The organism is Streptomyces sp. NPDC104831 (assembly GCF_055583025.1).
Genome location: NZ_JBVJOT010000088.1, coordinates 1 through 23740 on the forward strand (window position 1 = coordinate 1; position 23740 = coordinate 23740).

Annotated in this window: 13 protein-coding genes; 9 read left to right on the plus strand and 4 right to left on the minus strand. The window is 74.9% G+C overall.

Annotation, left to right across the window (positions count from 1 at the left end; translation table 11 throughout):
• Positions 1-175: 175 nt before the first annotated feature.
• The 4 genes from ACZ63H_RS35650 (at position 176) to moeZ (ending at position 5954) form a co-directional block, all read left to right on the plus strand.
• Positions 176-1840 (plus strand): DUF3492 domain-containing protein, encoded by a 1665-nt coding sequence (locus ACZ63H_RS35650; RefSeq protein ID WP_469872301.1) that lies wholly within the window; start codon positions 176-178, stop codon positions 1838-1840.
• A gap of 548 nt (positions 1841-2388) precedes the next feature.
• A complete protein-coding gene (locus ACZ63H_RS35655) occupies positions 2389-3471 on the plus strand; it encodes a hypothetical protein (RefSeq protein ID WP_469872303.1) in 1083 nt (360 codons plus the stop codon).
• Positions 3472-3657: 186 nt separating this feature from the next.
• Complete coding sequence (locus ACZ63H_RS35660; protein ID WP_469872305.1) at positions 3658-4617, plus strand: NAD-dependent epimerase/dehydratase family protein; 960 nt, start codon at positions 3658-3660, stop codon at positions 4615-4617.
• Positions 4618-4775: 158 nt separating this feature from the next.
• The gene (moeZ, locus tag ACZ63H_RS35665) at positions 4776-5954 is read left to right on the plus strand and encodes an adenylyltransferase/sulfurtransferase MoeZ (protein WP_469872307.1); all 1179 of its coding nucleotides are present in this window, start codon (positions 4776-4778) and stop codon (positions 5952-5954) included.
• 90 nt (positions 5955-6044) lie between these two features.
• Here moeZ and ACZ63H_RS35670 read toward each other — a convergent pair whose 3' ends face one another.
• The 4 genes from ACZ63H_RS35670 to ACZ63H_RS35685 form a co-directional block, all read right to left on the minus strand.
• A complete protein-coding gene (locus tag ACZ63H_RS35670) occupies positions 6045-6452 on the minus strand; it encodes a hypothetical protein (RefSeq protein WP_469872309.1) in 408 nt (135 codons plus the stop codon).
• 245 nt (positions 6453-6697) lie between these two features.
• On the minus strand, positions 6698-8257 hold the full coding sequence (locus tag ACZ63H_RS35675; RefSeq protein ID WP_469872311.1) for an alpha/beta hydrolase: 1560 nt from the start codon (positions 8255-8257) through the stop codon (positions 6698-6700).
• 134 nt (positions 8258-8391) lie between these two features.
• Positions 8392-9936 carry an alpha/beta hydrolase gene (locus ACZ63H_RS35680; protein WP_469872313.1) on the minus strand — a complete coding sequence of 515 codons (1545 nt, stop codon included), beginning with the start codon at positions 9934-9936 and terminating at the stop codon, positions 8392-8394.
• Positions 9937-10007: 71 nt separating this feature from the next.
• Positions 10008-12935 (minus strand): lysylphosphatidylglycerol synthase domain-containing protein, encoded by a 2928-nt coding sequence (locus tag ACZ63H_RS35685; RefSeq protein WP_469872315.1) that lies wholly within the window; start codon positions 12933-12935, stop codon positions 10008-10010.
• Between the two features lie 186 nt (positions 12936-13121).
• Between ACZ63H_RS35685 and ACZ63H_RS35690 the strand changes: the two genes are divergently transcribed.
• The 5 genes from ACZ63H_RS35690 (at position 13122) to nudC (ending at position 23645) form a co-directional block, all read left to right on the plus strand.
• A complete protein-coding gene (locus ACZ63H_RS35690) occupies positions 13122-13508 on the plus strand; it encodes an MGMT family protein (RefSeq protein ID WP_469872317.1) in 387 nt (128 codons plus the stop codon).
• Between the two features lie 257 nt (positions 13509-13765).
• Positions 13766-17317 (plus strand): ATP-dependent helicase, encoded by a 3552-nt coding sequence (locus ACZ63H_RS35695; protein ID WP_469872319.1) that lies wholly within the window; start codon positions 13766-13768, stop codon positions 17315-17317.
• A 112-nt stretch (positions 17318-17429) separates the two neighbouring features.
• Entirely contained in the window at positions 17430-21098 is a 3669-nt protein-coding gene (locus tag ACZ63H_RS35700; RefSeq protein ID WP_469872321.1) for an ATP-dependent helicase, read from the plus strand.
• A gap of 46 nt (positions 21099-21144) precedes the next feature.
• Entirely contained in the window at positions 21145-22548 is a 1404-nt protein-coding gene (locus ACZ63H_RS35705) for a dipeptidase (protein ID WP_469872323.1), read from the plus strand.
• A 152-nt stretch (positions 22549-22700) separates the two neighbouring features.
• Positions 22701-23645: an NAD(+) diphosphatase gene (nudC, locus tag ACZ63H_RS35710; RefSeq protein ID WP_469872325.1), complete on the plus strand. Its 945-nt coding sequence runs from the start codon at positions 22701-22703 to the stop codon at positions 23643-23645.
• Positions 23646-23740 lie beyond the last annotated feature (95 nt).

A 23740-nucleotide genomic window follows, 5' to 3' on the forward strand; every position in this document is an offset into this window, starting at 1 on the left:
CCCCCCCCCCCCCCCCCCCCCCCCCCCCCCCCCCCCCCCCCCCCCCCCCCCCCCCCCCCCCCCCCCCCCCCCCCCCCCCCCCCCCCCCCCCCACCGCCTTGTCCCCTTACGTTCGTCCCGCTGCGAGCCGCCGGTCCGAAGGCGGCTCCCCAGACGGGAGACCGGGGGTGCACACATGCGCTTGGGGATGCTGACCGAGGGTGCTCGCCCGCACGCGGGCGGTGCCGGCCCGTCCTGGTGCGAACGGCTGGTGCGCGGGCTCGGGCAGCACGAGTTCGACGTCTACGTGCTCCGCGAGGGCCGGCGCCGGCAGGCCGGGGACCGGCCCCCGCTGCCGCCGCAGGTCCGCCGGGTGCGCACGGCGCCGCCGTGGACGGCCGGGGACGCCGGCCTCCCCTACGGCCGGCGCGCGCGCCGACGCTTCGCCGAGTGCTACGGCGAACTGGTCGGGGCGGTGTGCGCGGGCGGAGGGGCCGCCGGGGAGGTGCCGTACGGGTCCAAGGATCTGGCGGACCGTTTCGGCAGCGCACTGTACGGACTCGCCGAACTCGCCCGCGAGGAAGGCGGACTGGCCGGCGCCCTGCGCTCGGACACCGCCGTGGGCGCCCTGGAGCGAGCCTGCCGCGCGCCCCGCGCGCTGTGCACGGCGCGCGAGGCGCGGGTGACCGATCTGCTCACCGTGGCCGCTCACCTCGAACGCGCCCTGCGCCCCCTCTCCCTCGACTGGTACGGCGACGACACCCTCGGCGCGGCCGACCTCTGCCACGCCACCACGGGCGGCCCGCCCGCCCTCTGCGGGCTGCTCGCCCGGCACTTCCACGGCGTGCCGCTGCTCGTCACCGAGTACGACGTGCACCTGCGCACCCACTACCTGACGTCCGGCCCCGACACCGCCGCCCCCGCCGTACGCGCCGTGCTCGCCGCCTTCCACGGCCGGCTCGCGGCCGAGGTCTACCGCGCGGCCGAACTCCTCACCTCGGGCGACGCGCACGCGCGCCGCTGGCAGGAACGGTGCGGCGCCGACCGCGCCCGGATCCGCACGGTGTACCCCGGCGCGGAGGCCGAGCGGTTCGCCCGGGCGGGCGCGGCGACGGGCCCGGCCGACGCGGACACGCTGGTCTGGGCCGGGCGCGTCGACCCGGCCGAGGACCTCGTCTCGCTGCTGCACGCCTTCGCCGAGGTCCGCCGGGAGGAGCCGAAGGCCCGCCTGCGCCTCGTCGGCACGCCGTCCGGTACGGAGGGTGCCGCCTATCTCGGTCACTGCCGGGCGCTGGCCGCGCGGCTGTTCCCCGGCGGGACGGAGGGCGACCGTCCCGTCTCCTTCGAGGAGGCGGAGGTGCCCGACGCGTACGCGGCCGGCGCGGTCGTCGTCCGCTCGGGCCTCGCGGAGGGCTTCCCGGCCGGTCTCGTCGAGGCGATGCTCGGCGGCCGGGCCACCGTGTCCACGGACGTGGGCGCGGTCGTGGAGGTCATCGGCGGCACGGGACTGGTCGTACCGCCGGGCGATCCCCGGGCGCTCGCCGAGGCGTGCGTGGCGTTGCTGCGCGATCCCGAGCGCCGTGCGCGCCTCGGTGCCGCCGCGCGTGCCCGGGCGCTCGAACTGTTCACCATCGAGCGGACCGTCACCGCCTTTCACGGCCTCTATCTGGAGATCGTCTCCCGCTGCCCGGTCCGCCGGTCCGCCCCGGACGCGCCCCGGCCCTTCGCGACCCCCGCCGAGACCTTCGTCCCCGGTCACTGGACCGACCCCACGGCCCCCGCCCCGCCCCGCGGCCTCCCCGGCTGGGCGGCACACCCTCCGGCCCGCACCGCCCGGCCGTCGGCGGAGGAGGCCCGATGACCGGCCCGCGGGGCGGTACCCCCACCGGCGGACCGGACCACGGCCTGCCCCTGGGTCCGCCGGAGCGGCGGGGAGAGCCGATCGTGGCGGGCGGGCCGGGGGAGCCGGCCGGGCCGGGAGCGGACTGGCCGGCCGCCGGGAACGGGGACGGCGTCGGCGAGGGTGCTCCGCCCCGGAGGGACCCGGCCGCCCCGGACCACCCGGCGATGCCGAGCGGCGCGGACCCGTGGGACGCGCGGTCGGGGGAGTGGGTGCCGGCCCCGGCCGTGCCGCCGGACTCCGGGCGCGGAACGCCGCCCGCGGTGACCGGCGGCCCGCTCCTCCCCGGGCCCTCGCCCTCCGTCCACGACGCGGCCGCTCCGCCGGCCCACTGGCCGGCAGGCCGGTGGGCCGGAGCACCGGCCCGGCGAGGTCCCGGGGACGGTTCCCCGCGGCCGGCCGCACTCGCCGGGTGGGACCGCGACGAGCCGCCCGCCCGGGCACCCGTGCCGGAGGGCCGGTCGGCGTGGACGCGGGGCGGCGGTGCTCCCCGGGGCTCCGGCGACCCAGTGAAAGCCCTGCTGCACCGGCACCGTGAGCCGTGCGAGCGGGCCGTGGACCCGTTGGAGATCGCCGTGCGCCTGGAGTCGTACGGCGTCACCGGCCGGGCCACCGCCCACTTCCGCCACCGTGACGTCTTCTCGCTCGCCGAGGAGCTGTACGCGCGCGTGCCGCGCAACACGGAGCGGCCCTCCCCGGAACCCCCCCTCCTCCCCGAACCGCGCGTCCGAGCCGGCTGGATCCTGCTCACCCTCCTGCCCGGAGCACTCGGCGCGGCGACGGCGACCGGACTGCCCCTCACCCATGGCACCCCCCGCCTGCCGGTGGCGCTCGGCGGCCTCCTCGCCGTCGCCCTCGCCACCCGCGCGGCCCTGCGCCACGGCCCGCTCGCCGGCCCGCCCGGCGCACGTGCCCGGCGCATCACGCCGGGCACGTGCGCGTGGACGCTCTGGCTGCTCGGGTACGCCCTCCTCGGCGACGGCCTCCTCCGCGCCGTCCTGTCGGGCGGTCCCGGCGCCCCGCCCACCGGGACGCCGGACGGCCCCTGGCCCACGGCCACCGCGCCCGTCCTGGCCCTCCTGCTGGCCTGCGCCCCCGCCGCCTGGTGCGCCCACCTCCTCGCCGCCGGCGCCCGCCGCAGGCTCGTCGGCAGCCGGAGCCTGAAGGCGTTCACCGCCGCGATGGCCCCCCTGCTGCCCGGCGCCCTCGCCCTGTACCTGGGCGCCCTCACCGCCCTGCTCGCGCTCACCGGCAGCGCCCTGCACCAGCCCGCGGCCTACCCGCAGGCCCTCACCCTGGGCGCCCTGCTGCTGCCCGCCCGCCTGCTCACCGCGCACCGCCACCGGCGCGCCCCCGCCCGGGCCCTGGGCGCCGCCGCGGCCGTGGAAGCGGTGGCCCTGGCGCTGCCGACGGCCGGCCGGCTGCCCGGCTGCGCCTTCCTGGCGGCCCCGGTCCGGACCCTCGTGGACGCGTGGGGCGAGGCCGCCGTACCGGCCCTCGCCTGCGGCACCGCGGCCCTGGCCCTGCTCTGGCACGCCGGTCGCACGCTCACCCGGGCCTCGGCCCACGCCCCCACGGGAGCACCCCGGTAGATCTCGCCCGCCGGCCCGACCCCCTCACCGCGGGCATCCGCACCATCTCTTCGAAGGAGAAGACCAGATGACCACCTCCCGACCCGGAGCGTCCGGAGCCACCGGAACCGCCGGAGCGTCCGGAGCAGCCGCACGAGCCGTCGACACGGCCGATACCACCGGCGCGCACACCCCGGGAGCCGCCCGATGAGGGTCCTGCTGATCGGAGCCAACGGATTCATCGGCCGTTTCGTCGCCGACCGCCTGCTCGCCGACCCGGCCGTCCAGCTCACCGCGCTCGGCCGCGGCGACGACGCCGACGTCCGCTTCGACCTCGCCACCGGCAGCCCGGGCGCGCTCACCCGCTTCCTGGACGCGGTCCACCCCGGAGTCGTCATCAACTGCGCCGGTGCCACCCGGGGCGGCGCCCGCGAACTCACCCGGCACAACACCGTCGCCGTGGCCACCGTCTGCGAGGCGCTGCGCCGCAGCGGCTGCGGAGCCCGCCTGGTGCAGATCGGCTGCGGCTCCGAGTACGGACCCAGCCAGCCCGGCTCCTCCACGCCCGAGGACGCCGTCCCGCGCCCCGGCGGCCCGTACGGCGTCAGCAAGCTCGCCGCGACCGAACTCGTCCTCGGCTCCGGCCTGGACGCGGTCGTCCTGCGCGTCTTCTCGCCGGCCGGCCCCGGCACCCCGGCGGGCTCCCCGCTCGGCCGGCTCGCCGAGGCCATGCGCCGCGCCATGCAGTCCGGGGACGGCGAGCTCAAGCTCGGCGGCCTCGGCGTCCAGCGCGACTTCGTGGACGTGCGCGATGTCGCCCGGGCCGTGCACGCCGCCTCGCTCTCCGCCGCGCAGGGGGTGATCAACATCGGGTCCGGGCGCGCCGTCCGCCTCAGGGACGCGGCGGCCGTCCTGGCGCGCGTGGCCGGGTACGGCGGCGCCCTCCACGAACTGGACGCCCCGCCCGGGCCGCTGCGCACCGCCCTCGGGCACCCCCGCGCCGACGGCGACCACACGCCCCCGGTGGCCTACCCCTACCCGGACGGGTGCGGCAGCTGGCAGCAGGCCGATGTACGCACCGCCCGCGACCGCCTCGGCTGGCGGCCCCGCATCAACCTCGAGGAGTCCCTGGCCGACATCTGGATGGAAGCGGCGTGCCGCATCTGACCGCCGCCGCGCCCCGGCGCACCGGTCCGCCGAGGACGCTGCCCGGCTGCTGGGACGGAATCGTCTCGCACACCGGAACGGGTGTCTCGGAATGAAGGAGGGCGTGGCAGTGTTACCAGGAGAACAACTGTAGTGATTGACCGACCAACGGAGTCCCCGTGTCGCTGCCACCCCTGGTCGAGCCGGCTTCCGAGCTCACCGTAGACGAGGTCCGCAGGTACTCCCGCCACCTGATCATCCCCGACGTGGGCATGGACGGGCAGAAGCGGCTGAAGAACGCCAAGGTGCTCTGTGTGGGCGCCGGCGGCCTGGGCTCGCCGGCGCTGATGTACCTGGCCGCCGCGGGCGTGGGCACCCTCGGCATCGTGGAGTTCGACGAGGTCGACGAGTCGAACCTGCAGCGCCAGATCATCCACAGCCAGGCCGACATCGGCCGGTCCAAGGCCGAGTCGGCCCGTGACACCGTCAAGGGCATCAACCCGTACGTGAACGTGGTCCTTCACGAGGAGCGGCTCGAGGCCGACAACGTGATGGACATCTTCAGCCAGTACGACCTGATCATCGACGGCACCGACAACTTCGCGACCCGGTACCTGGTCAACGACGCGTGCGTGCTGCTGAACAAGCCGTACGTATGGGGCTCGATCTACCGCTTCGACGGCCAGGCGTCCGTCTTCTGGTCCGAGCACGGCCCCTGCTACCGCTGCCTGTACCCGGAGCCCCCGCCCCCCGGCATGGTCCCGTCCTGCGCCGAGGGCGGCGTGCTGGGCGTGCTGTGCGCGTCCGTCGGTTCCATCCAGGTCAACGAGGCGATCAAGCTCCTCGCCGGCATCGGTGAGCCGCTGGTCGGCCGCCTGATGATCTACGACGCCCTGGAGATGCAGTACCGCCAGGTCAAGGTCCGCAAGGACCCCGACTGCGCGGTCTGCGGCGAGAACCCGACCGTCACCGAGCTGATCGACTACGAGGCCTTCTGCGGCGTCGTGTCCGAGGAGGCCCAGGCGGCGGCGGCCGACTCCACGATCACTCCGAAGCAGCTCAAGGAGTGGATCGACGACGGTGAGAACATCCAGATCATCGACGTCCGCGAGCCGAACGAGTTCGAGATCGTGTCCATCCCGGGCGCCACGCTGATCCCGAAGAACGAGTTCCTCATGGGTACCGCCCTGGAGAACCTCCCCCAGGACAAGAAGATCGTCTTGAACTGCAAGACGGGTGTCCGCAGTGCGGAAGTCCTCGCGGTCCTGAAGTCCGCGGGCTTCGCCGACGCGGTCCACGTCGGCGGCGGAGTGATCGGCTGGGTCAACCAGATCGAACCCCACAAGCCGGTCTACTGACCCCGGTCCGTCCCACCAGCGGGACCGGCGAAGCCCACGGCTCCTCGGACGCCGTGGGCTTCTGCCGTTGGTGTGTGGGCTTCCGGGGGACTACCTGAGGTTGACGGTCTCCTGCTCGGTCGCCGGGCTTGCCGGGCGGGTGATCTTGATGCTCTTGGCGAAGGAGTGCTCCTCGTCGTCGCTGTCGACGCAGGTGACCTTGACGTTGGCGTCGATGCCCTTCTTCGCCGGGACCTTGGTGAACGTGATCGAGTAGGACTCGGCCACGTTCTCACCGGAGAGCTGGTCGGAGGCGACCTTGCCCTTGGTGCTGATCGTCACGTCGGTCACCGAGGAGTCCTCGAACCGCTCGCAGCTCGCGGATCCGGTCACCTTCACCCTGCCGGAGTTCGGGTTGGCGTGTGCCGCACCGGCCGTCGCGGCGGGAACGACCAGTGCCAGCGAGGCAACGACCCCGGCGGTACCCAGCTTGTAGGCCCTCCTGTTGAAATCCCGCATACCAGTCTCCACTCGTCTGCTGAGGACGGCATGTCGGCCGTGACGAGGACGTCGAGCGGTGCGCATCCCGGGCACGGCGTCCGATCGCCAGATCCGGTGTGCCGTCGCGGTGAGTTGACGGGCCTGCCACTACGGGCACCTGCCACGGGCCCTGACCGACCGGATCGGCTGTGGCGGCCACCGTCCGAGCGTATCGACCCCCGAGTGGGCTGTCTAATTTTGCGAGTTTTGTTGAAATTAGTCCGCTATGAGCAGACTTTACCGTCCTCCGGTGCCGTTCCGTTCAGCAGGTACGTGTCCACCGTCGCGTCGACGCAGGCGCTCCCGCTGCCGTACGCACCGTGCCCCTCTCCCTTCCAGGTGAGTTCGACGCCGACTCCCCGGCCCAGTTCGTCGGCCATCGCGCGGGCGCCCTCGTAGGGGGTGGCCGGATCGCCGGTATTGCCTATCAGCAGGATCGGGGCCGCGCCCGGTGCGCCGACCTCCGGGGTGTCGTACTGGCCCGGAACCGGCCAGGCGTGGCACCAGCCCGCCGTGTCCCAGCCGAGGTAGTCCCCGAAGACCGGGGAGATCCGCTCGAACCGGGCCAGCCGGCGCTTCGTCTCGGCGGGCGTCGGCCGCCCCTTGTCGTCCAGGCACGAGATGACCCGCTGGGCGTGGGACATGGTGCCGTAACGTCCGGACGCGTCCCGTTCGTTGTACTCGTCGGCGAGCGCCAGCAGCTCCGAACCGTCGCCCCGCCGCGCCGACTTCAGCGCGCTGGTCAGTCTCGGCCAGCTCCGCTCGCTGTACAGCGGCAGGATGATCCCGGTGGTCGCGAGGGTCTGCGTCAGCTTCCGCCCGGACGAGGCCGGCTGCGGGGCGGCGTCGAGCCGTTCCAGTAGGCCGGCTATCTCCCGCGAGCCCCGCACCGGGTCCTGGCCGGTGGACCTCAGATAGTCGTCCAGGGCCCGCTGGAAGCCGCGGGCCTGGTTCTCGGCGTGCTCCACCGTGTCCGCGGCCGGGTCGACCACCGCGTCCAGCACCAGCCGGCCCACCCGCTCGGGGAACAAGTGGGCGTACACACCACCCAGTTCGGTGCCGTAGGAGATGCCGAAGTAGTGGAGCTTGTCGTCGCCGAGGACCTGGCGCATCAGGTCCATGTCGCAGGCCGTGTCGGTGGTGGACACATGGGCCAGCAGGGGCCCGGCGGCCTTCTGGCAGCCCTTGCCGAAGTCGGCGGCGTCCCGGAGGTACGCCCTCTCCTCGGCAGGGGTGTCCGGCGTGGCGTCCACGGCCTCGGCGGCCCGGATCGCGCGGTCGTCACGGCAGCGCACGCCACTGCTCGCGCCGACCCCGCGCGGGTCCCAGCTCACCAGGTCGTACCGCCGGTGGAGTGCGGAGACGGCGGGGTCGTAGTACGGCAGTGTCGTCACCCCCGGGCCGCCCGGGCCGCCGAAGTCGAACAGCAGCGACCCGATGCGGTCGCCACCGGTCGCCTGCGAGCGGATGAGGGAGAGGCCGATGGTCCGGCCGGCCGGATCGGACCAGTCCAGCGGCACCTTGAGCGTCGCGCACCGCCACGCGCCGCCCGGTGCGGCCGAGTTCCCCAAGGCCCCGCACCGCTGCCAGCCGAGCCGCTGGGAGGTGAGCGAGGCGGGCAGGGTGGTGGCGGAAGGCGCGGCCGGGGAACCCGATGCCGACGCGGGAGCGGAGCCGGTCCCCCTGCCCGCGTCGCCCTTTCCGTCCCCGCCCGACGAGCCGCCGCAGCCGGCCAGCAGCAGCGCTGCCGCCAGCGTGGCCGTCCACCGCCGAAATCGCGTCACGCGCACCCCCCTGACAAGCCCGTCGCGCCGTGCCGCGCCGGGCGTTCAGGCCATGGTAGGCGTCTTCGGCCCAGCCCGTGACGGCCTGTGGATAACCCTCTGACCTGCGGTTTCCTGCCGAATGGGGAGGGCTGTCAGGAGCAGACCAGGCCGGCCTTCGGCACCTTGCCGTCCAGCAGGTAGCCGTTCACCGCGCGCTGCACGCACTTGTTCTTGCTGTCGTAGGCCCCGTGCCCCTGGCCCTTGTACGTCAGCTCCACCCCTACGCCCTTGCCGAGCGCGTCCACCATCTTCCTCGCCCCCTCGTACGGCGTGGCCGGGTCGCCGGTGTTGCCGATGACGAGGATGGGCGCCGACCCCGGCGCGCGCACGTCGGGATGGTCGGCGGCGCCCGGCACCGCCCAGTCCGTGCAGCTGACCATGCCCCAGGCGAGGTAGTCCCCGAACAGCGGTGACGCGGCACGGAACCGGGGCAGGGACCGCCGGACGTCCTGCGCGGTGTACCGCGCCTTGTCGTCGGAGCAGCTGATGGCGGCGTTCGCTGCGGCCAGGTTGCTGTACTCCCCGTTCTCGCTCCGTCCGTTCATCGAGTCGGACAGCAGCATGAGGATCTTGCCGTCCCCGTCGTAGGCCTCCTCCAGCCCCTCGGTCAGGTACTCCCAGAAGTCCTTCGAGTACAGGGACTGCGCGATGCCGTTGGTGGCGGCGGTCTGGGTCAGTTCGCGCGGGGAGATGCCCGGGATCGGCTTCTCGTCCAGGTCGGCGAGCAGCTTCGCGATGCGCTCCTCCACCTCCCGCGGGGTGCTGCCGATCGGGCATTCCGTGGTCTTCGAGGTGCAGTCCTGCGCGAAGTTGTCGAGCGCCAGCTGAAAGCCCTTCGCCTGGCCCAGTGCGCTCTGTTCGGCGTTCTGCGTGGGGTCCACGACCGCGTCGAAGACGGCCCGGCCGACGTGCCCGGGGAACAGGTGGGCGTAGACACCGCCGAGTTCGGTGCCGTAGGAGATGCCGAAGTAGTGCAGTTTCCGGTCGCCGAGGACCTGGCGCAGCAGGTCCATGTCCCGGGCCGCGTCGGTGGTGCGCACATGCGGAAGGACCTTCTTGGAGTTCTTCTCGCACGCCGCGTTGAACTCCCGGGTGCGCCGCAGCAGCTGGGCGCGTTCGGCGGCGTCGTCCGGGGTGGCGTCCTGCTGGAAGTACTCGTCCAGCCGGGCGTCGCTCTCGCACCGCACCGGCGCGCTGCGGCCGACCCCGCGCGGGTCGAAGCTGACCAGGTCGTAGCGGGTGCCGAGGGTGGCGTAGTCCGGGCCGAACGCGGGCAGCGTGGTGACGCCACTGCCGCCCGGGCCGCCGAAGTTGAACACCAGCGAGCCGATCCGGCGGTTCGCGGGGCCGTCGGACCGGGCGCGGATCAGGGCGATGCCGATCGTGTCGCCCTTCGGCTCGGCCCAGTCCAGCGGCGCCTTCATGGTGGCGCACTGCCATTCGGTGCCGTTCGGCAGCGGCGAGGGGGCGCCGCCGCCGCCCTCCGCCTGGGACGGGGCGGGGCAGTCCTGCCAGTCCAGCCTCTGATGGGTGAGGTCCCCGTCCTCCGACCGGCCGTCGCAGCCGGCCAGCGTGGCGCAGAGCAGCGCAGCGGACGTGGTCAGCGCGGCGGCGCGCAGCCGGGAGGGGTTCGCCATGCTCCCCATCGTGAGCGCGCGCACGCCGGCCCGCGCGGGGCGCGGGCCGTCCGGGCTACGTCACCGGGCGCTCAGAGGGTGCCCTTGCGGGTGAGGTGGTTGAAGGCCAGCCAGCCCGGCAGCACCGGCAGCCACAGGGTCAGCAGCCGGAACAGCAGGACGGCCGGCGCGGCGACCTCCTTGGGCAGGCCCACGGCGATCAGGCCGACCGTGAGGGTGGCCTCGACCGCGCCGACGCCGCCGGGGGTGGGGGCCGCGGAACCGAGCGCGTTGCCGGCGAGGAAGACGACGGCGACGCTCGCGATGCTCAGCGACACCGAGCCGTCGCCGAAGGCCCGGATGGAGGCGTCCAGGCACATCACGAAGCAGGCGGTCAGCAGCAGCATGCCGCCGATGCCGGTGACGAGCTTCTGCGGCCGCTGGAGCACGTCGAGCATGCGCGGGACGACACCGGCGAACAGCGACCTCACGCGCGTGACGACGAATTTCCGCAGGAACGGCACCGAGGTGACCACGAGGAGGAGGACGGCCACGGTCAACAGGCCCGCGATGACCGTGCGGGACGGCGACAGCGACGGCGTCTTCTCCGTGCCGGTCAGATAGCCGAAGGACAGCAGCATCAGGATGTGGCAGCCGAGCCCGAACAGCTGCGAGGCGCCGACGCTCGCCACCGCGAGCCCCGGGCGCACACCGGCGCGCTGGAGGAAACGCGTGTTGAGGGCCACACCGCCCACCGCGGCCGGGGCCACGATCTTCACGAACGACCCGGCGACCTGCGCCGCCACGGTCCGCGGGAACGGCACCCGCTCCGGTACGAACCCCAGCAGCGCCATGGCCGCGGCGACGTAACTGAGCGCCGAGAACAGCACCGCGGCGATCACCCAGCCCCACTGGGCCTGCGCGAACAGCGTGCCGAACTCGATGTGGGTCAGCTGCGTCAGCAGGTAGTACGCGCCGATCGCGCCGGCGATGAAGCTGATCAGCGTGCGCGGCCGGACCCGCTCCAGGCGGGCCGGTTCCACGGGCGCCTGGGGCCTGATCCGCAGCACCTGGTGCCGGATCTGGGTGAGCAGGTCCTCCTCGCGGGCCTCTTCCAGGGCCTCGTCGATGGCCCGCTTCTCCGCGCGCTGCTCGGCGCGGGCCGTCTTCTTGTCGGGCTTTCCGGCCTCCGGCGCGGGCGTCCCGGACGCCTCCTCCAACCGGGCCTGCTTGGTCTGCCGGGAGGCTTCGAGCACCGCCTCGCGCTCGCGCTGGGCCCGCTCCCGGGCCAGCCGGCGCAGCGTCGCGCGCGTGGAGCGCGTGAGCGCGATCGGCTGGAGCATCGGCAGACAGTCGGCGACCGCGTCCGGGCCGAGCACGCCGACCGCCGAGGCCACGGCCCGTTCGGCGCCGACCCGCAGGCCGAGCGTGGTGACCAGCTGGGCGACGTCCATGCGCAGCAGCAGTTCCCCGGCCGCGATCTCGCCGCCGCGCAGCTCGGTGAGGATCACCCTGCCGGAACGATCCACCAGAATCGCGTCACCGGCCAGCCTGCGGTGCGCGATGCGCCGCGACTGCAGCGCCCGTACCTGGTGCCAGGTGTTGCGCAGCAGCTCGTCGGTGATCTCGTGGTCGGCCAGCGAGTCCAGGGTCCGCCCCCCGGTGTGCTCGTAGACGAGCATCACCGCGTCGGGGCCCAGTTCGGAGGTGGCGATCAGTTTCGGCGCGTTGGCGCCGGCCGCGATCGCCGCGTACGCCAGCAGTGCCTCCTGCTCCAGCGCCTGGCGCAGCGACTGGAGGCTGGAGCGGGTGGCGAAGCCGCGCAGGGTCAGATTGCGCCAGGCGCGGTAGAAGAAGCCCTGCGCCTGCTGTTCCCGGTCGACGACCGTGACGTCCAGCGGGGGCCCGTCCTCCAGGGTGACGAAATAACGCCGTCCCCGGTCGCCGCTCTCGGACTCGGCTGTGTCCTCCCGGGAGGCGCTGACGGGGTGGAACCCGACGTGCCTGAGGCCCGCCATCAGGGTCTGGCCGGTGGGGCGGACGTTGGGGGAGCCGACCGCGTAGAGGGTGCCGTAGGCGACGGACCAGCCGATCAGCACGGTCAGGATGATCGAGAAGGGGGTCGTGTAGCCGGTGACCAGCATCGAGAACGCGTCGAGCAGCAGCACGATCCACAGCACCGCGCGCCATCTGGGTCTGCGGGACATGCCGACGGCCGACATATAGGCGATCACGGGCGCCAGATAGCCGTGCACCGGATCGGTCAGGGCGTGGATGTCGCCCGGCGAGGGCTGGGTGAGCGCCTCCTGGATGGAGTCCGGGGCGGCCCGGGCGACCCACAGGTCGGTGGCGAGCGTCACCCCGTGGGCCAGGACGGCCGCGAGGACGCCGTCGGCGATGCGCAGCCCGTCCCGCTTGATCAGCCGTTCGATGGCGAAGGCGACCGGCACCAGCAGGATCGCGATGCTGGACGCCAGCCCCGCGATCTTGATCAGCAGGTCCGGGGCCTGGCCGGTGCCCTTGTTGATGTCCTGTTCGAGGCCCGAGGTGGTGCCGTGCGCGAACGCGGCGATCGCGAGGAGCACCACGATGGCCAGGACGCCCACCAGGAGCCGCATGAGGTCGGAGGGGCGGTGCACGCGCGCGGGGAGCAGCGGTTCGTCGACCGCCACCCGCTCGGCGTGCGGGTCGTCGTCGTACGGCGTGCGGTCCGGGGGCGTGCCCCCGGGACCTGACGCCTCCCCGGGGCCATCCGCGCCGCTCTCCCGCGCGCGCGTGGCGCCGCTTTCACCCGGGGTGTCGTCCGCGGGCGTGTCGTCGTCCTCCCGCGCGCCGCCGCTCCCGGGCGGCCCGGCGTCCTCGGGCGCGTTCGCGTCCGCGCGTACGGCTTCGTTCCCGGGCGGAAGGGCGTCCTCCCGGCGCGAGCCGGTGCCGTCCTCGCCCGCGCGAGCGGTGTCCGGGTGCGCGGAGGCGTCAGGGGTGCCCGCCGCTTCGTCGGGATGCGCGCCCTGCTCGTCCATGGTCTCTTCTTGGTCTCGTATCACCAGTCACCGCCCGCACGATGGTGGCATGTCCCACCGGCGCACCGGGGCATCAGGGTGCGGATGCGCGGGCGCACAGTCTGCCCCAAGCCCCGCCCGGGGGCGAGGGGACGGTGCGGCACGCGCCCCGCCGGGATGTCGGCGCGGTGCGGCAGGATGGGGTGGATGAGCGAGCACAGCCCTCCCGAAGACGCCCGTGAGGGGTACGCGGACGAGCTGCCCGAGTACGCCGAGCGGGTCCTGGAGGTCGCCGAGCGGATCCCGCCGGGCCGGGTCATGACCTACGGCGACGTCGCCGAGTGGCTGGAGGAGGGCGGCCCGCGCCAGGTCGGCCGGGTGATGGCCCTCTACGGCGGCGCGGTTCCGTGGTGGCGGGTCGTCCGTTCCGACGGGGCGCTGCTGCCCGGCCACGAGCTGCGCGCGCTCGCCCACTACCGTGCGGAGGGCACCCCGCTGAAGCAGGCGGGCAGGGCCGCCCAGGGCCATCTGCCGCGGCTCGACATGCGACGGGCCCGCTGGGACGGCGGCGCGGACGCGGAGGGTCACGTCTGACAGCTTCCGCCATCGGATGCCGCCGGCGCAGACCCATGGCCCGTTCGGGTGACATCGGGGACGTCCGTGGCATGCCGTACGTTCGTGGGGGGAGGGACACGCGTGGCCCCAGCGCCCCGAGGGATGGAACGGAAGCGCTGCTTCCGCCCGGAGCGTCGGCGTAGCGTCGGCGGCACGTGTCCCCCTCACCCCGCGGTCACCGCCTCGCACGCGCGGCCGCCCGCCCACCAGTACGACCACCAGGACCGGCCGATCACGTGAGCTCCTCCTCGTCCACCAGGCGCCTGTCGCACCCCGCGGTGCGACAGGGGAGACGTGGCGCCTACCGACTGGTGCGTACCCCGCCGCCCGTGACGGACCCCCCTCGTCTGGACGCGGCGCAGCGCGCCGTGGTTGACCACCGCGACGGGCCGCTGCTCGTCCTCGCCGGCCCCGGCACCGGCAAGACCACCACCCTCGTGGAGTCCGTGGCCGCCCGGATCGCCCGCGGCGGCGACCCCGCCCGGATCCTGGTGCTGACGTTCAGCCGCAGGGCCGCCGTCGACCTGCGCGACCGCATGGCCCTGCGCATGGGCGCCGCCCGCGCGCCCCGGGCGACGACGTTCCACTCGTACTGCTACGCCCTGGTCCGCGCCCACCAGGACAGCGACCGCTTCACCACACCGCTGCGCCTGCTCTCCGGCCCGGAGCAGGACGTCACCGTCCGCGAGCTGCTCGCCGGCCACCCCGACCTGGAGCGGCTCGGGCTGACCCACGTGCGCTGGCCGGAGGAACTGCGCGCCTGCCTGACCACGCGCGGCTTCGCCGACGAGGTCCGCGCCGTCCTCGCCCGCACCCGCGAGCTGGGCCTCGGCCCGGAGGCGCTGGACTCCTTCGCGCGCCGCATCGGCCGCCCCGACTGGCGGGCCGCCGCCGCCTTCCTCGCCGAATACCTCGACACGCTCGACCTCCAGGGCGTGATCGACTACGCGGAACTGGTCCACCGCGCGGTCCTGCTCGCCCGCCACCCGCAGACCGCCGCCCGGCTCGCGGCCCAGTACGACGCCGTGTACGTCGACGAGTACCAGGACACCGACCCCGCCCAGGTCCGGCTCCTGCACGCCCTGGCCGGCCAGGGACGCACCCTGGTGGCCTTCGGCGACCCGGACCAGTCGATCTACGCCTTCCGGGGTGCCGACGTGAACGGCATCCTGGACTTCCCGGCCGCCTTCCCGCGCGTCGACGGCCGCCCGGCCCCCGTCGAGGTGCTGCGCACCAACCGCCGCTCCGGCGCCGCCCTGCTGGCCGCGACCCGCCTGATCACCCGGCGCATGCCGCTGACCCGGCTGCCCGCCGACAAGGTCCGCGCCCACCGCGACCCGGCACCCGTGCGGGAGGGCGGCCGGGTCGAGGTCCACACGTACCCGACGGCCGGCGCCGAACTGGACAACATCGCGGACATCCTGCGCCGCGCGCACCTGGAGGACGACGTCGCCTGGAGCGACATGGCCGTCCTGGTGCGCGCCGGCTCCCGCACCCTGCCGACGCTCCGCCGCGCCCTCACCGCGGCGGGCGTCCCCGTGGACATCGACGGCGACGATCTTCCGCTGCGGCACGAGCCGGCGGTGGCGCCGCTGCTGACGGCCCTGCGCGCGGTCGCCACGGCGGCGGCGCGGCACCGCGCGGAGGAGCCCGCCGCCGGCCCGGAGGAGAGCGTGCCGCCCGCCGGGGAAGCACCGGTCGGCGAGGGCACCGGCGAGCGGGCCGACAGCGGTGAGCGGGCCGCCGAAGGCACGGGTGCGCCGGCCGCCCGCGGCGACGAGCGGGCTGCCGTCGAAGGCTTTGGTGAGCGGGCCACCGTGGACACCGGTGAACCGGCCGTCGGCAGCGGCGAACAGGCCACCGTGAGCACCAGTGAGCAGGCCGCCGGCCCCGGCGCCCCGGCCCCGGACGCCTGCTGGCTCGACACCGAAACCGCCCTCACCCTGCTCGCCTCCCCGCTCGGCGGCATGGACGCCGCCGATCTGCGCCGCCTGGGCCGGGCCCTGCGCGAGGAGGAGCGCGCCGCCGGGAACCCGCTGCCGCCCCCCTCCGGCGAACTGCTCACGCGGGCGCTCGCCGAACCCGAGCGCCTGGCCGTGCACGACCCGGCGTATGCCCGCGGGGCGCAGCGCCTGGGCGCCCTGCTGCGCAAGGCCCGCGAGCGCCTCGCGGGCGGCGGCACCGCCGAGGAGGCGCTCTGGGACCTGTGGGAGGGCACTCCGTGGCCCGCGCGCCTGGAGCGGGCCGCCCGGCGCGGTGGCGCGGCCGGCCGCAACGCCGACCGGGACCTGGACGCCGTCTGCGCGCTGTTCGCCACCGCCGCGCGCGCGGAGGAACGCACCGGCGGCCGGGGCGCCCTGAACTTCCTGGCGGAGATCGAGGCCGAGGACATCGCCGCCGACACCCTCACCCGCCGCGCGATACGGCCCGACGCCGTCCGCGTGATGACCGCGCACCGTTCCAAGGGCCTGGAATGGCGGCTGGTCGTCGTCGCCGGCGTCCAGGAGGGCCTGTGGCCCGACCTGCGGCGCCGCGGCTCGCTGCTGGAGGCCGACCGCATCGGCCGCGACGGCCTCGCCGAACCGCTGCCGCCGGGCGCGCTGCTCGCCGAGGAGCGCCGGCTGTTCTACGTCGCCGCCACGCGCGCGCGTGAGCGCCTCGTCGTCACCGCGGTGAAGGCACCCGCCGACGACGGCGACCAGCCGTCCCGGTTCCTGACCGAGCTGGGCGTCGACCCCAAGGACGTCACCGGGCGCCCCCGCCGCCCGCTGGCGGTCGCCGCGCTCGTCGCCGAGCTGCGCGCCACCACCGTCGACCCGCGCGCGTCGGCCGCACTGCGCGAGGCCGCCGCCCGCCGGCTCGCCCGGCTCGCCGCGCTCGCCGACGAGGACGGCCGCCCGCTGGTGCCGTCCGCGCACCCCTACCGCTGGTGGGGCATGTACGAGCCGACCGAGAGCAAGGTGCCGCTGCGCCACCGGGACCAGCCGGTGGTGCTCTCCGGCAGCGCCCTCGACCAGCTCGCCAACACCTGCGCGCTGCAGTGGTTCCTCGGCCGCGAGGTGAAGGCCGACGCCCCCGCCACCACCGCGCAGGGCTTCGGCAACGTCGTGCACGTCCTCGCCGACGAGGTCGCTTCCGGCCGCACCCCCGCCGACCTCGACGTCCTCATGGAACGCCTGGAATCCGTGTGGAACGCGCTCGCCTTCGACGCCCCTTGGAAGTCGCGGCAGGAGAAGGACAACGCGCGCGCGGCGCTCGAACGCTTCCTGAACTGGCATGTGCTGGACCGGGCCGGCCGCACCCCGGTGGCCAGCGAGCAGGACTTCGACGTCACCCTCGAAGCGGGCGACTACCAGGTCCGCATCCGCGGCCAGATGGACCGCGTGGAGAAGGACGCCGCGGGCCGGGCCTACGTCGTCGACTTCAAGACCGGCAAACAGGCACCCACCGCGCGCGAGGTGGAACACCACCCCCAGCTCGCCGTCTACCAGCTCGCCGTCCGCGAAGGCGCCGTCGACACCGCCTTCGACGGCGCCCGCCCCGAACCGGGCGGCGCCGAACTGGTCCACCTGCGCCAGGGCGCCGCCAAACGAGACGGCGGCGACGACCTGCCCAAGACGCAGACCCAGGAGCCACTGGCGGGCGAGTGGGTCGGCGAACTGCTGGCCAACGCCGCCGGGAAGGTCCTCGACGAGCGGTTCACGCCCAGCGCCGGCCAGCACTGCGCGCACTGCGCCTTCCGCGCCTCGTGCAGCGCCCGGCCGGAGGGCCGGCACGTCGTGGAGTGAGCGTCCGCGAGCGGGGTGACATACCCCACCACCCGCGCTGACCTGCACATCTCCCGCATGGGGTGGCCGATCCGTACGCGATTGTCAGTGCCCGCCGCTAGCCTCTTTCGACATGTCCGCCCGTATCACCGATCCCGAGCAGCTCAAGGAGCTCCTCGGGATCCCCTTCACCCCGGAGCAGACGGCCTGCATCACCGCGCCGCCCGCCCCGCAGGTGATCGTGGCCGGCGCCGGGTCGGGCAAGACCACCGTGATGGCGGCCCGCGTGGTCTGGCTGGTCGGCACCGGACAGGTCGCCCCCGAACAGGTCCTCGGCCTGACCTTCACCAACAAGGCCGCCGGCGAGCTGGCCGAACGCGTCCGCAAGGCGCTGGTCAAGGCCGGGATCACCGACGCCGACGCCTTCGCGCCGGCAGAGCGCCACCCCACGGAGACCGCGCCGCGCGCCGACACCCCCTGGCCGGACCCCGACAACCCGCCGGGCGAGCCCGTCATCTCGACGTACCACGCCTTCGCCGGCCGCCTGCTCACCGACCACGGCCTGCGCATCGGCCTGGAACCCAGCTCCCGGCTGCTGGCCGACGCCACCCGCTTCCAGCTCGCCGCGCGCGTGCTGCGCGAGGCCCCGGGGCCCTACCCGGCGCTGACCCGCTCCTTCGCCGACCTGGTCAGCGACCTGCTCGCCCTCGACTCCGAACTCGCCGAACACCTCGTCGACCCCGAGGAACTGCGGGCCTGGGACACGGGCCTGCTGCGCACCCTGGACGGCACCAGGCTCACCAACGCCGACCTGCGCAAGGTCCCGGAGACCGCCGCGGCCCGCCGGGAACTCGCCGACCTCGTCCAGCGCTACCGAGCCGAGAAACGCCGCCGGGACCTGCTCGACTTCGGCGACCAGATCGCCCTGTCGGCCCGCCTCGCCGGCCTCCCCGAGGTGGGCCGCCTGCTGCGCGAGGAGTTCCGCGTGGTCCTCCTGGACGAGTACCAGGACACCTCCGTGGCCCAGCGCGTCCTGCTGGCCGGACTGTTCGGCGGCGGCACCGGCCACCCGGTGACCGCCGTCGGCGACCCCTGCCAGGCCATCTACGGCTGGCGCGGCGCCTCCGTGGCCAACCTGGACGACTTCCCCGACCACTTCCCGGGCGCCGACGGCCGGCCCGCCGCCCGGCAGGCGCTCAGCGAGAACCGCCGCAGCGGCGGGCGCCTGCTCGACCTCGCCAACGGCCTCGCCGCGCCCCTGCGCGCGATGCACGCGGGCGTGGAGGCCCTGCGCCCGGCCCCCGGCGCCGAGTACGACGGCACGGTCCGCTGCGCCCTGCTGCCCACCCACGCCGAGGAGATCGACTGGATCGCCGACTCCCTCGCCCACCTCGTGCGCACCGGCACGCCGCCCGGCGAGATCGCCGTGCTCTGCCGGACCGCCACCGACTTCGCCGAGATCCAGGGCGCCCTGGTCGCCCGGGACGTCCCCGTCGAGGTGGTCGGCCTGTCCGGGCTGCTGCACCTGCCCGAGATCGCCGACCTCGTCGCCGTCTGCGAGGTCCTCCAGGACCCCGGCGCCAACGCCGCCCTGGTGCGCCTGCTGACCGGACCGCGCTGGCGCATCGGCCCCCGCGACCTCGCCCTGCTGGGCCGCCGCGCCCGCCTGCTGGTCGCCCACGCGCGCGTGGACGCCGCCGACGACCCCGACCGCCGGCTCGCGGCGGCCGTCGAGGGCGTCGACCCGGCCGAGGTGATCTCGCTCGCCGACGCGCTCGACACCTTCCTGGAGACGCCGATCGAGGGCGACGGGGACGACGACGGGCTGCCGTTCTCCCCGGAGGCGCGCGTGCGCTTCGCCCGCCTCGCCACCGAGCTGCGCGACCTGCGCCGTTCGCTGTCCGACCCGCTGATGGACGTCCTGCACCGCGTCCTCGCCGTCACCGGCCTCGAAGTGGAGCTGTCGGCGTCCCCGCACGCGCTGGCCGCCCGCCGCCGCGAGACCCTGTCCAACTTCCTGGACGTCGCCGCCTCCTTCGCCGCGAGCGACGGCGAGGCCACCCTGCTGGCCTTCCTGGGCTTCCTGCGCACCGCCGCCCAGTACGAGAAGGGGCTGGACAACGCCCTGCCCGGCGGCGAGAACACCGTCAAGGTGCTCACCGCGCACAGGTCCAAGGGCCTGGAGTGGGACGTCGTGGCCGTCCCCGGACTCGTCACCGGCACCTTCCCCAGCGCCCAGGGCCGCGAGAAGTGGACCGCCCAGGCCAAGGTGGTGCCGCACGCCCTGCGCGGCGACGCCGACACCCTGCCCGACGCCGACAGCTGGGACGCGCGCGGCATGAAGGCCTTCCACGAGGCCATGAAGGACCACCAGCACACCGAGGAGCTGCGCCTCGGCTACGTCACCTTCACCCGCCCCCGCTCCCTCCTGCTCGGCTCCGGCCACTGGTGGGGACCCAGCCAGAAGAAGAAGCGCGGCCCCTCCGACTTCCTGAAGGCCCTGTACGACCACTGCGCCGCCGGGTACGGCGAGATCGAGGCGTGGGCGCAGGAGCCCCCCGAGGACGCGGAGAACCCGGCCCTGCACACGGCGACCGGCGATCAGGTGTGGCCGCTCCCGCTGGACGCCGGTGCGCTCGCCCGCCGCCGGGCCGCCGCCGAGACCGTCCTCGCCCACCTGGACGCCCTCGCCGCCCGCCCCGGCAGCCCCGGCCCGGCCCTGCACGACCCGGCCGGCGGCGAGGACCCGGACTGGCCCGCACCCCCGGACGAGGACCCGTACGACGACTTGTACGGCGAAGAGCCGTACGGCGAAGAGCCGCCCCGCGAAGACCCCTACGGCGACCCGCACGGCGCGGAACCGTACGACGGCGTCCCCCACGCGGAGCACCCGCCGCCCCATCACGAGGAGCCCCTCGGCGAGGACCCCGGCGACACGAACCCCGGCGCCGGCAAGCCCGCCGGAGGAACGCGCCCGGCGCCCCCGGCCGGCCCCACCGGCCTGGTCCCCCACCAGGCGCCCGCCCCCGAGGACGTCCCGCGAGGCGCCCCCCGGCCCGCCGAGCCCCGCCCCGCCGCCGCGCTCACCCCGGAGGAGGCCCGCACCGTCGCCTCCTGGGACCGTGACCTGGACGCGCTCGCCGGGGAGCTGCTGCGCGCCCGTCAGGCCGTCACCGACGTCCCGCTGCCCGCCACGCTCACCGCGTCCCAGCTGCTGCGGCTCGCCGAGGACCCCGACGGGCTCGCACAGGAACTCGCGCGCCCCATGCCGCTTCCCCCGCGACCGGCCGCGCGCCGGGGCACCCGGTTCCACGCCTGGGTCGAGGCCCGCTTCGAGGAGCTGACCCTGCCCCTGCTGGAACCGGACGAGCTGCCCGGCGCAGACGACGCCGAGATCGCCGACGAGCACGACCTCCAAGCCCTGAAGGAGGCGTTCGAACGCACCGAGTACGCCCGGCGCACCCCCTACCGCGTGGAGGCACCCTTCCAGCTCACCCTCGCCGGACGCGTCATCCGGGGCCGCATCGACGCCGTCTACCGGAGCGGCGACGGCGACGGGGCGACGTACGAGATCGTCGACTGGAAGACCGGCCGCGCCCACACCGCCGACCCGCTCCAGCTCGCCGTGTACCGGCTGGCCTGGGCCGAGCAGGAGGGCGTACCGCCCGAGTCGGTCACGGCCGCCTTCCTGTACGTGCGCAGCGGCGAGGTCGTGCGCCCCGGGGGCCTGCCGGACCGTGCCGCGCTGGAACGGCTGCTCACGGGTGAGACGCAGAGCACACGGGGGACCAGCCGAGTGTGACGAACCGCCCGCCGAGGTCACCGGTGCGGGCCGATAGGCTCGGAGCATGAGTCAGACCCCGGACAGCGCCGTCCGCGCGTACATCGAGCAGCACCGCGCCACGTTCCTCGACGACCTCGCCGCGTGGCTGCGCATCCCCTCCGTGTCGGCCCAGCCCGACCACGCGCCCGACGTGCGGCGCAGCGCCGACTGGCTCGCCGACAAGCTCATGGACACCGGCTTCCCGACCGCCGAGGTCTGGCAGACCCCGGGTGCCCCCGCCGTCTTCGCCGAGTGGCCCTCGGGCGACCCCGAGGCGCCGACGGTCCTGGTCTACGGCCACCACGACGTCCAGCCCGCCGCCCGCGAGGACGGCTGGGACAGCGACCCCTTCGAGCCGGTCGTGCGCGGTGACCGCCTCTACGCGCGCGGTGCCGCCGACGACAAGGGCCAGGTGTTCTTCCACACACTCGGCGTCCGCGCCCACCTCGCCGCCACCGGCCGCACCGCGCCGGCCGTCAACCTCAAGCTGCTGATCGAGGGCGAGGAGGAGTCCGGCTCCCCGCACTTCCGGGCCCTGGTCGAGGAGCGCGCCGAACGGCTCGCCGCCGACGCCGTGATCGTCTCCGACACCGGCATGTGGGCCGAGGACACCCCGACCGTGTGCACCGGCATGCGCGGCCTGGCCGAGTGCGAGATCCGGTTGCACGGCCCGGACCAGGACATCCACTCCGGTTCCTTCGGCGGCGCCGTGCCCAACCCGGCCACCGCCGCCGCCCGCCTGGTCGCCGCCCTGCACGACGAGCGGGGACGCGTGGCGATACCGAGCTTCTACGACGGCGTCGTGGAGCTGACCGACCGCGAGCGCGAGCTGTTCGCCGAGCTGCCCTTCGACGAGGAGCGCTGGCTGCGCACGGCCAGGTCGCGGGCCACCCACGGCGAGGCCGGGTACACCACCCTGGAGCGCGTCTGGGCCCGCCCCACCGCCGAGGTCAACGGCATCGGCGGCGGCTACCAGGGCCCCGGCAGCAAGACGATCATCCCGTCGTCGGCCATGGTGAAGCTGTCGTTCCGGCTGGTCGCCGGACAGGACCGCGACCACGTCGAGAAGGCCGTCCGGGCCTGGGCCGCCGAGCGGGTGCCCGCCGGCATCCGGTGCGAGATCGACTTCGGCTCGGCCACGCGCCCGTGTCTGACCCCGCTCGACCACCCCGCGCTGCGGTCCGTGGTCCGCGCCATGGGCCGCGCCTTCGAGAAGCCGGTCCGCTTCACCCGCGAGGGCGGCTCCGGACCCGCCGCCGACCTCCAGGAGGTCCTCGGCGCGCCGGTGCTCTTCCTGGGCATCTCCGTCCCGTCCGACGGCTGGCACGCCCCCAACGAGAAGGTCGAGCTGGGCCTCCTCCTCAAGGGTGTGGAGACCAGCGCCTACCTGTGGGACGACCTGGCCCGGAACTGGCGCACCGCGCCCTGACCGGCCGGCGCAGGTACGGAAGGGCACCGCGCGCGGGGCACACTGGAAAGACCGCCCCGCCCGCCCCGCCCGCGCCCGACCCGGTGCCCGCCCGCCCATGTCCCGCCGAACCGCCCGCCGAATCCGCTGTACTGGGGGAGTTGGAAGCACACGTGACCACCTGGACCGACCACACAGCCGACCGACCCATCTCGCTGACCGCCCCGAGCGGCATCGACCGCGCCGCCCACCACCGGCTGGACGAGGCCTGGCTCGCGGCGGCGTGGAGCCACCCCACGACCCGCTGTTTCGTGGTCTCCGGCGGTCAGGTGCTCATCGACGAGACGCCGGACGGCCGCACCGAACTCGTCATGACGCCGTCCTTCGAGGCGCCGCTCACCGAGGCGCACCGCTACTTCCTCGGCATCGACGAGGAGGGGGTGAGCTACTTCGCCCTCCAGAAGGACTCGCTGCCCGGCCGGATCGACCAGTCGGCGCGCCCGGCGGGGCTTCGGGAGGCCGGGCTGCTGCTGTCGCCGCGCGACGCGGGGCTCATGGTGCACGCGGTCGGCCTGGAGAACTGGCAGCGCACCCACCGCTTCTGCTCCCGCTGCGGCGAGCGCACGGTCATCGCCGCGGCCGGCCACATCCGCCGCTGCCCGGCCTGCGGCGCCGAGCACTACCCGCGCACCGACCCGGCCGTGATCATGGCGGTGACGGACGAGGAGGATCGCATCCTGCTCGGCCGGCAGGTCCACTGGCCCGAGGGCCGCTTCTCCACGCTCGCCGGGTTCGTGGAGCCCGGCGAGTCCATCGAGCAGGCGGTGCGCCGCGAGGTGTCCGAGGAGGCCGGCATCACCGTCGGCCCGGTCGAGTACGTCGCCAGCCAGCCCTGGCCCTTCCCGTCCAGCCTGATGCTGGGCTTCATGGCCCGCGCCACCTCCACGGAGATCGACGTGGACGGCGACGAGATACACGAGGCCCGGTGGTTCTCCCGCGAGGAGCTGCGCGCGGCCTTCGAGTCGGGCGAGGTGCTGCCGCCCTACGGCATCTCCATCGCCGCCCGGCTGATCGAGATGTGGTACGGCAAGCCCCTGCCGACCCGCGGCTTCGTGTGACGCGGGAGGGGGGGGGGGGGGGGGGGGGGGGGGGGGGGGGGGGGGGGGTGGGGGGGGGGGGGGGGGGGGGGGGGGGGGGGGGGGGGGGGTGTCTG

Excerpts from the sequence above, each read along its gene's own strand:
- ACZ63H_RS35650 (WP_469872301.1), top strand. The coding sequence starts at position 176 with ATGCGCTTGGGGATGCTGACCGAGGGTGCTCGCCCGCACGCGGGCGGT.
- ACZ63H_RS35660 (WP_469872305.1), top strand. The coding sequence starts at position 3,658 with ATGAGGGTCCTGCTGATCGGAGCCAACGGATTCATCGGCCGTTTCGTC.
- ACZ63H_RS35670 (WP_469872309.1), bottom strand. The coding sequence starts at position 6,452 with ATGCGGGATTTCAACAGGAGGGCCTACAAGCTGGGTACCGCCGGGGTC.
- ACZ63H_RS35680 (WP_469872313.1), bottom strand. The coding sequence starts at position 9,936 with ATGGCGAACCCCTCCCGGCTGCGCGCCGCCGCGCTGACCACGTCCGCT.
- ACZ63H_RS35685 (WP_469872315.1), bottom strand. The coding sequence starts at position 12,935 with ATGGACGAGCAGGGCGCGCATCCCGACGAAGCGGCGGGCACCCCTGAC.
- ACZ63H_RS35690 (WP_469872317.1), top strand. The coding sequence starts at position 13,122 with ATGAGCGAGCACAGCCCTCCCGAAGACGCCCGTGAGGGGTACGCGGAC.
- ACZ63H_RS35700 (WP_469872321.1), top strand. The coding sequence starts at position 17,430 with ATGTCCGCCCGTATCACCGATCCCGAGCAGCTCAAGGAGCTCCTCGGG.
- ACZ63H_RS35705 (WP_469872323.1), top strand. The coding sequence starts at position 21,145 with ATGAGTCAGACCCCGGACAGCGCCGTCCGCGCGTACATCGAGCAGCAC.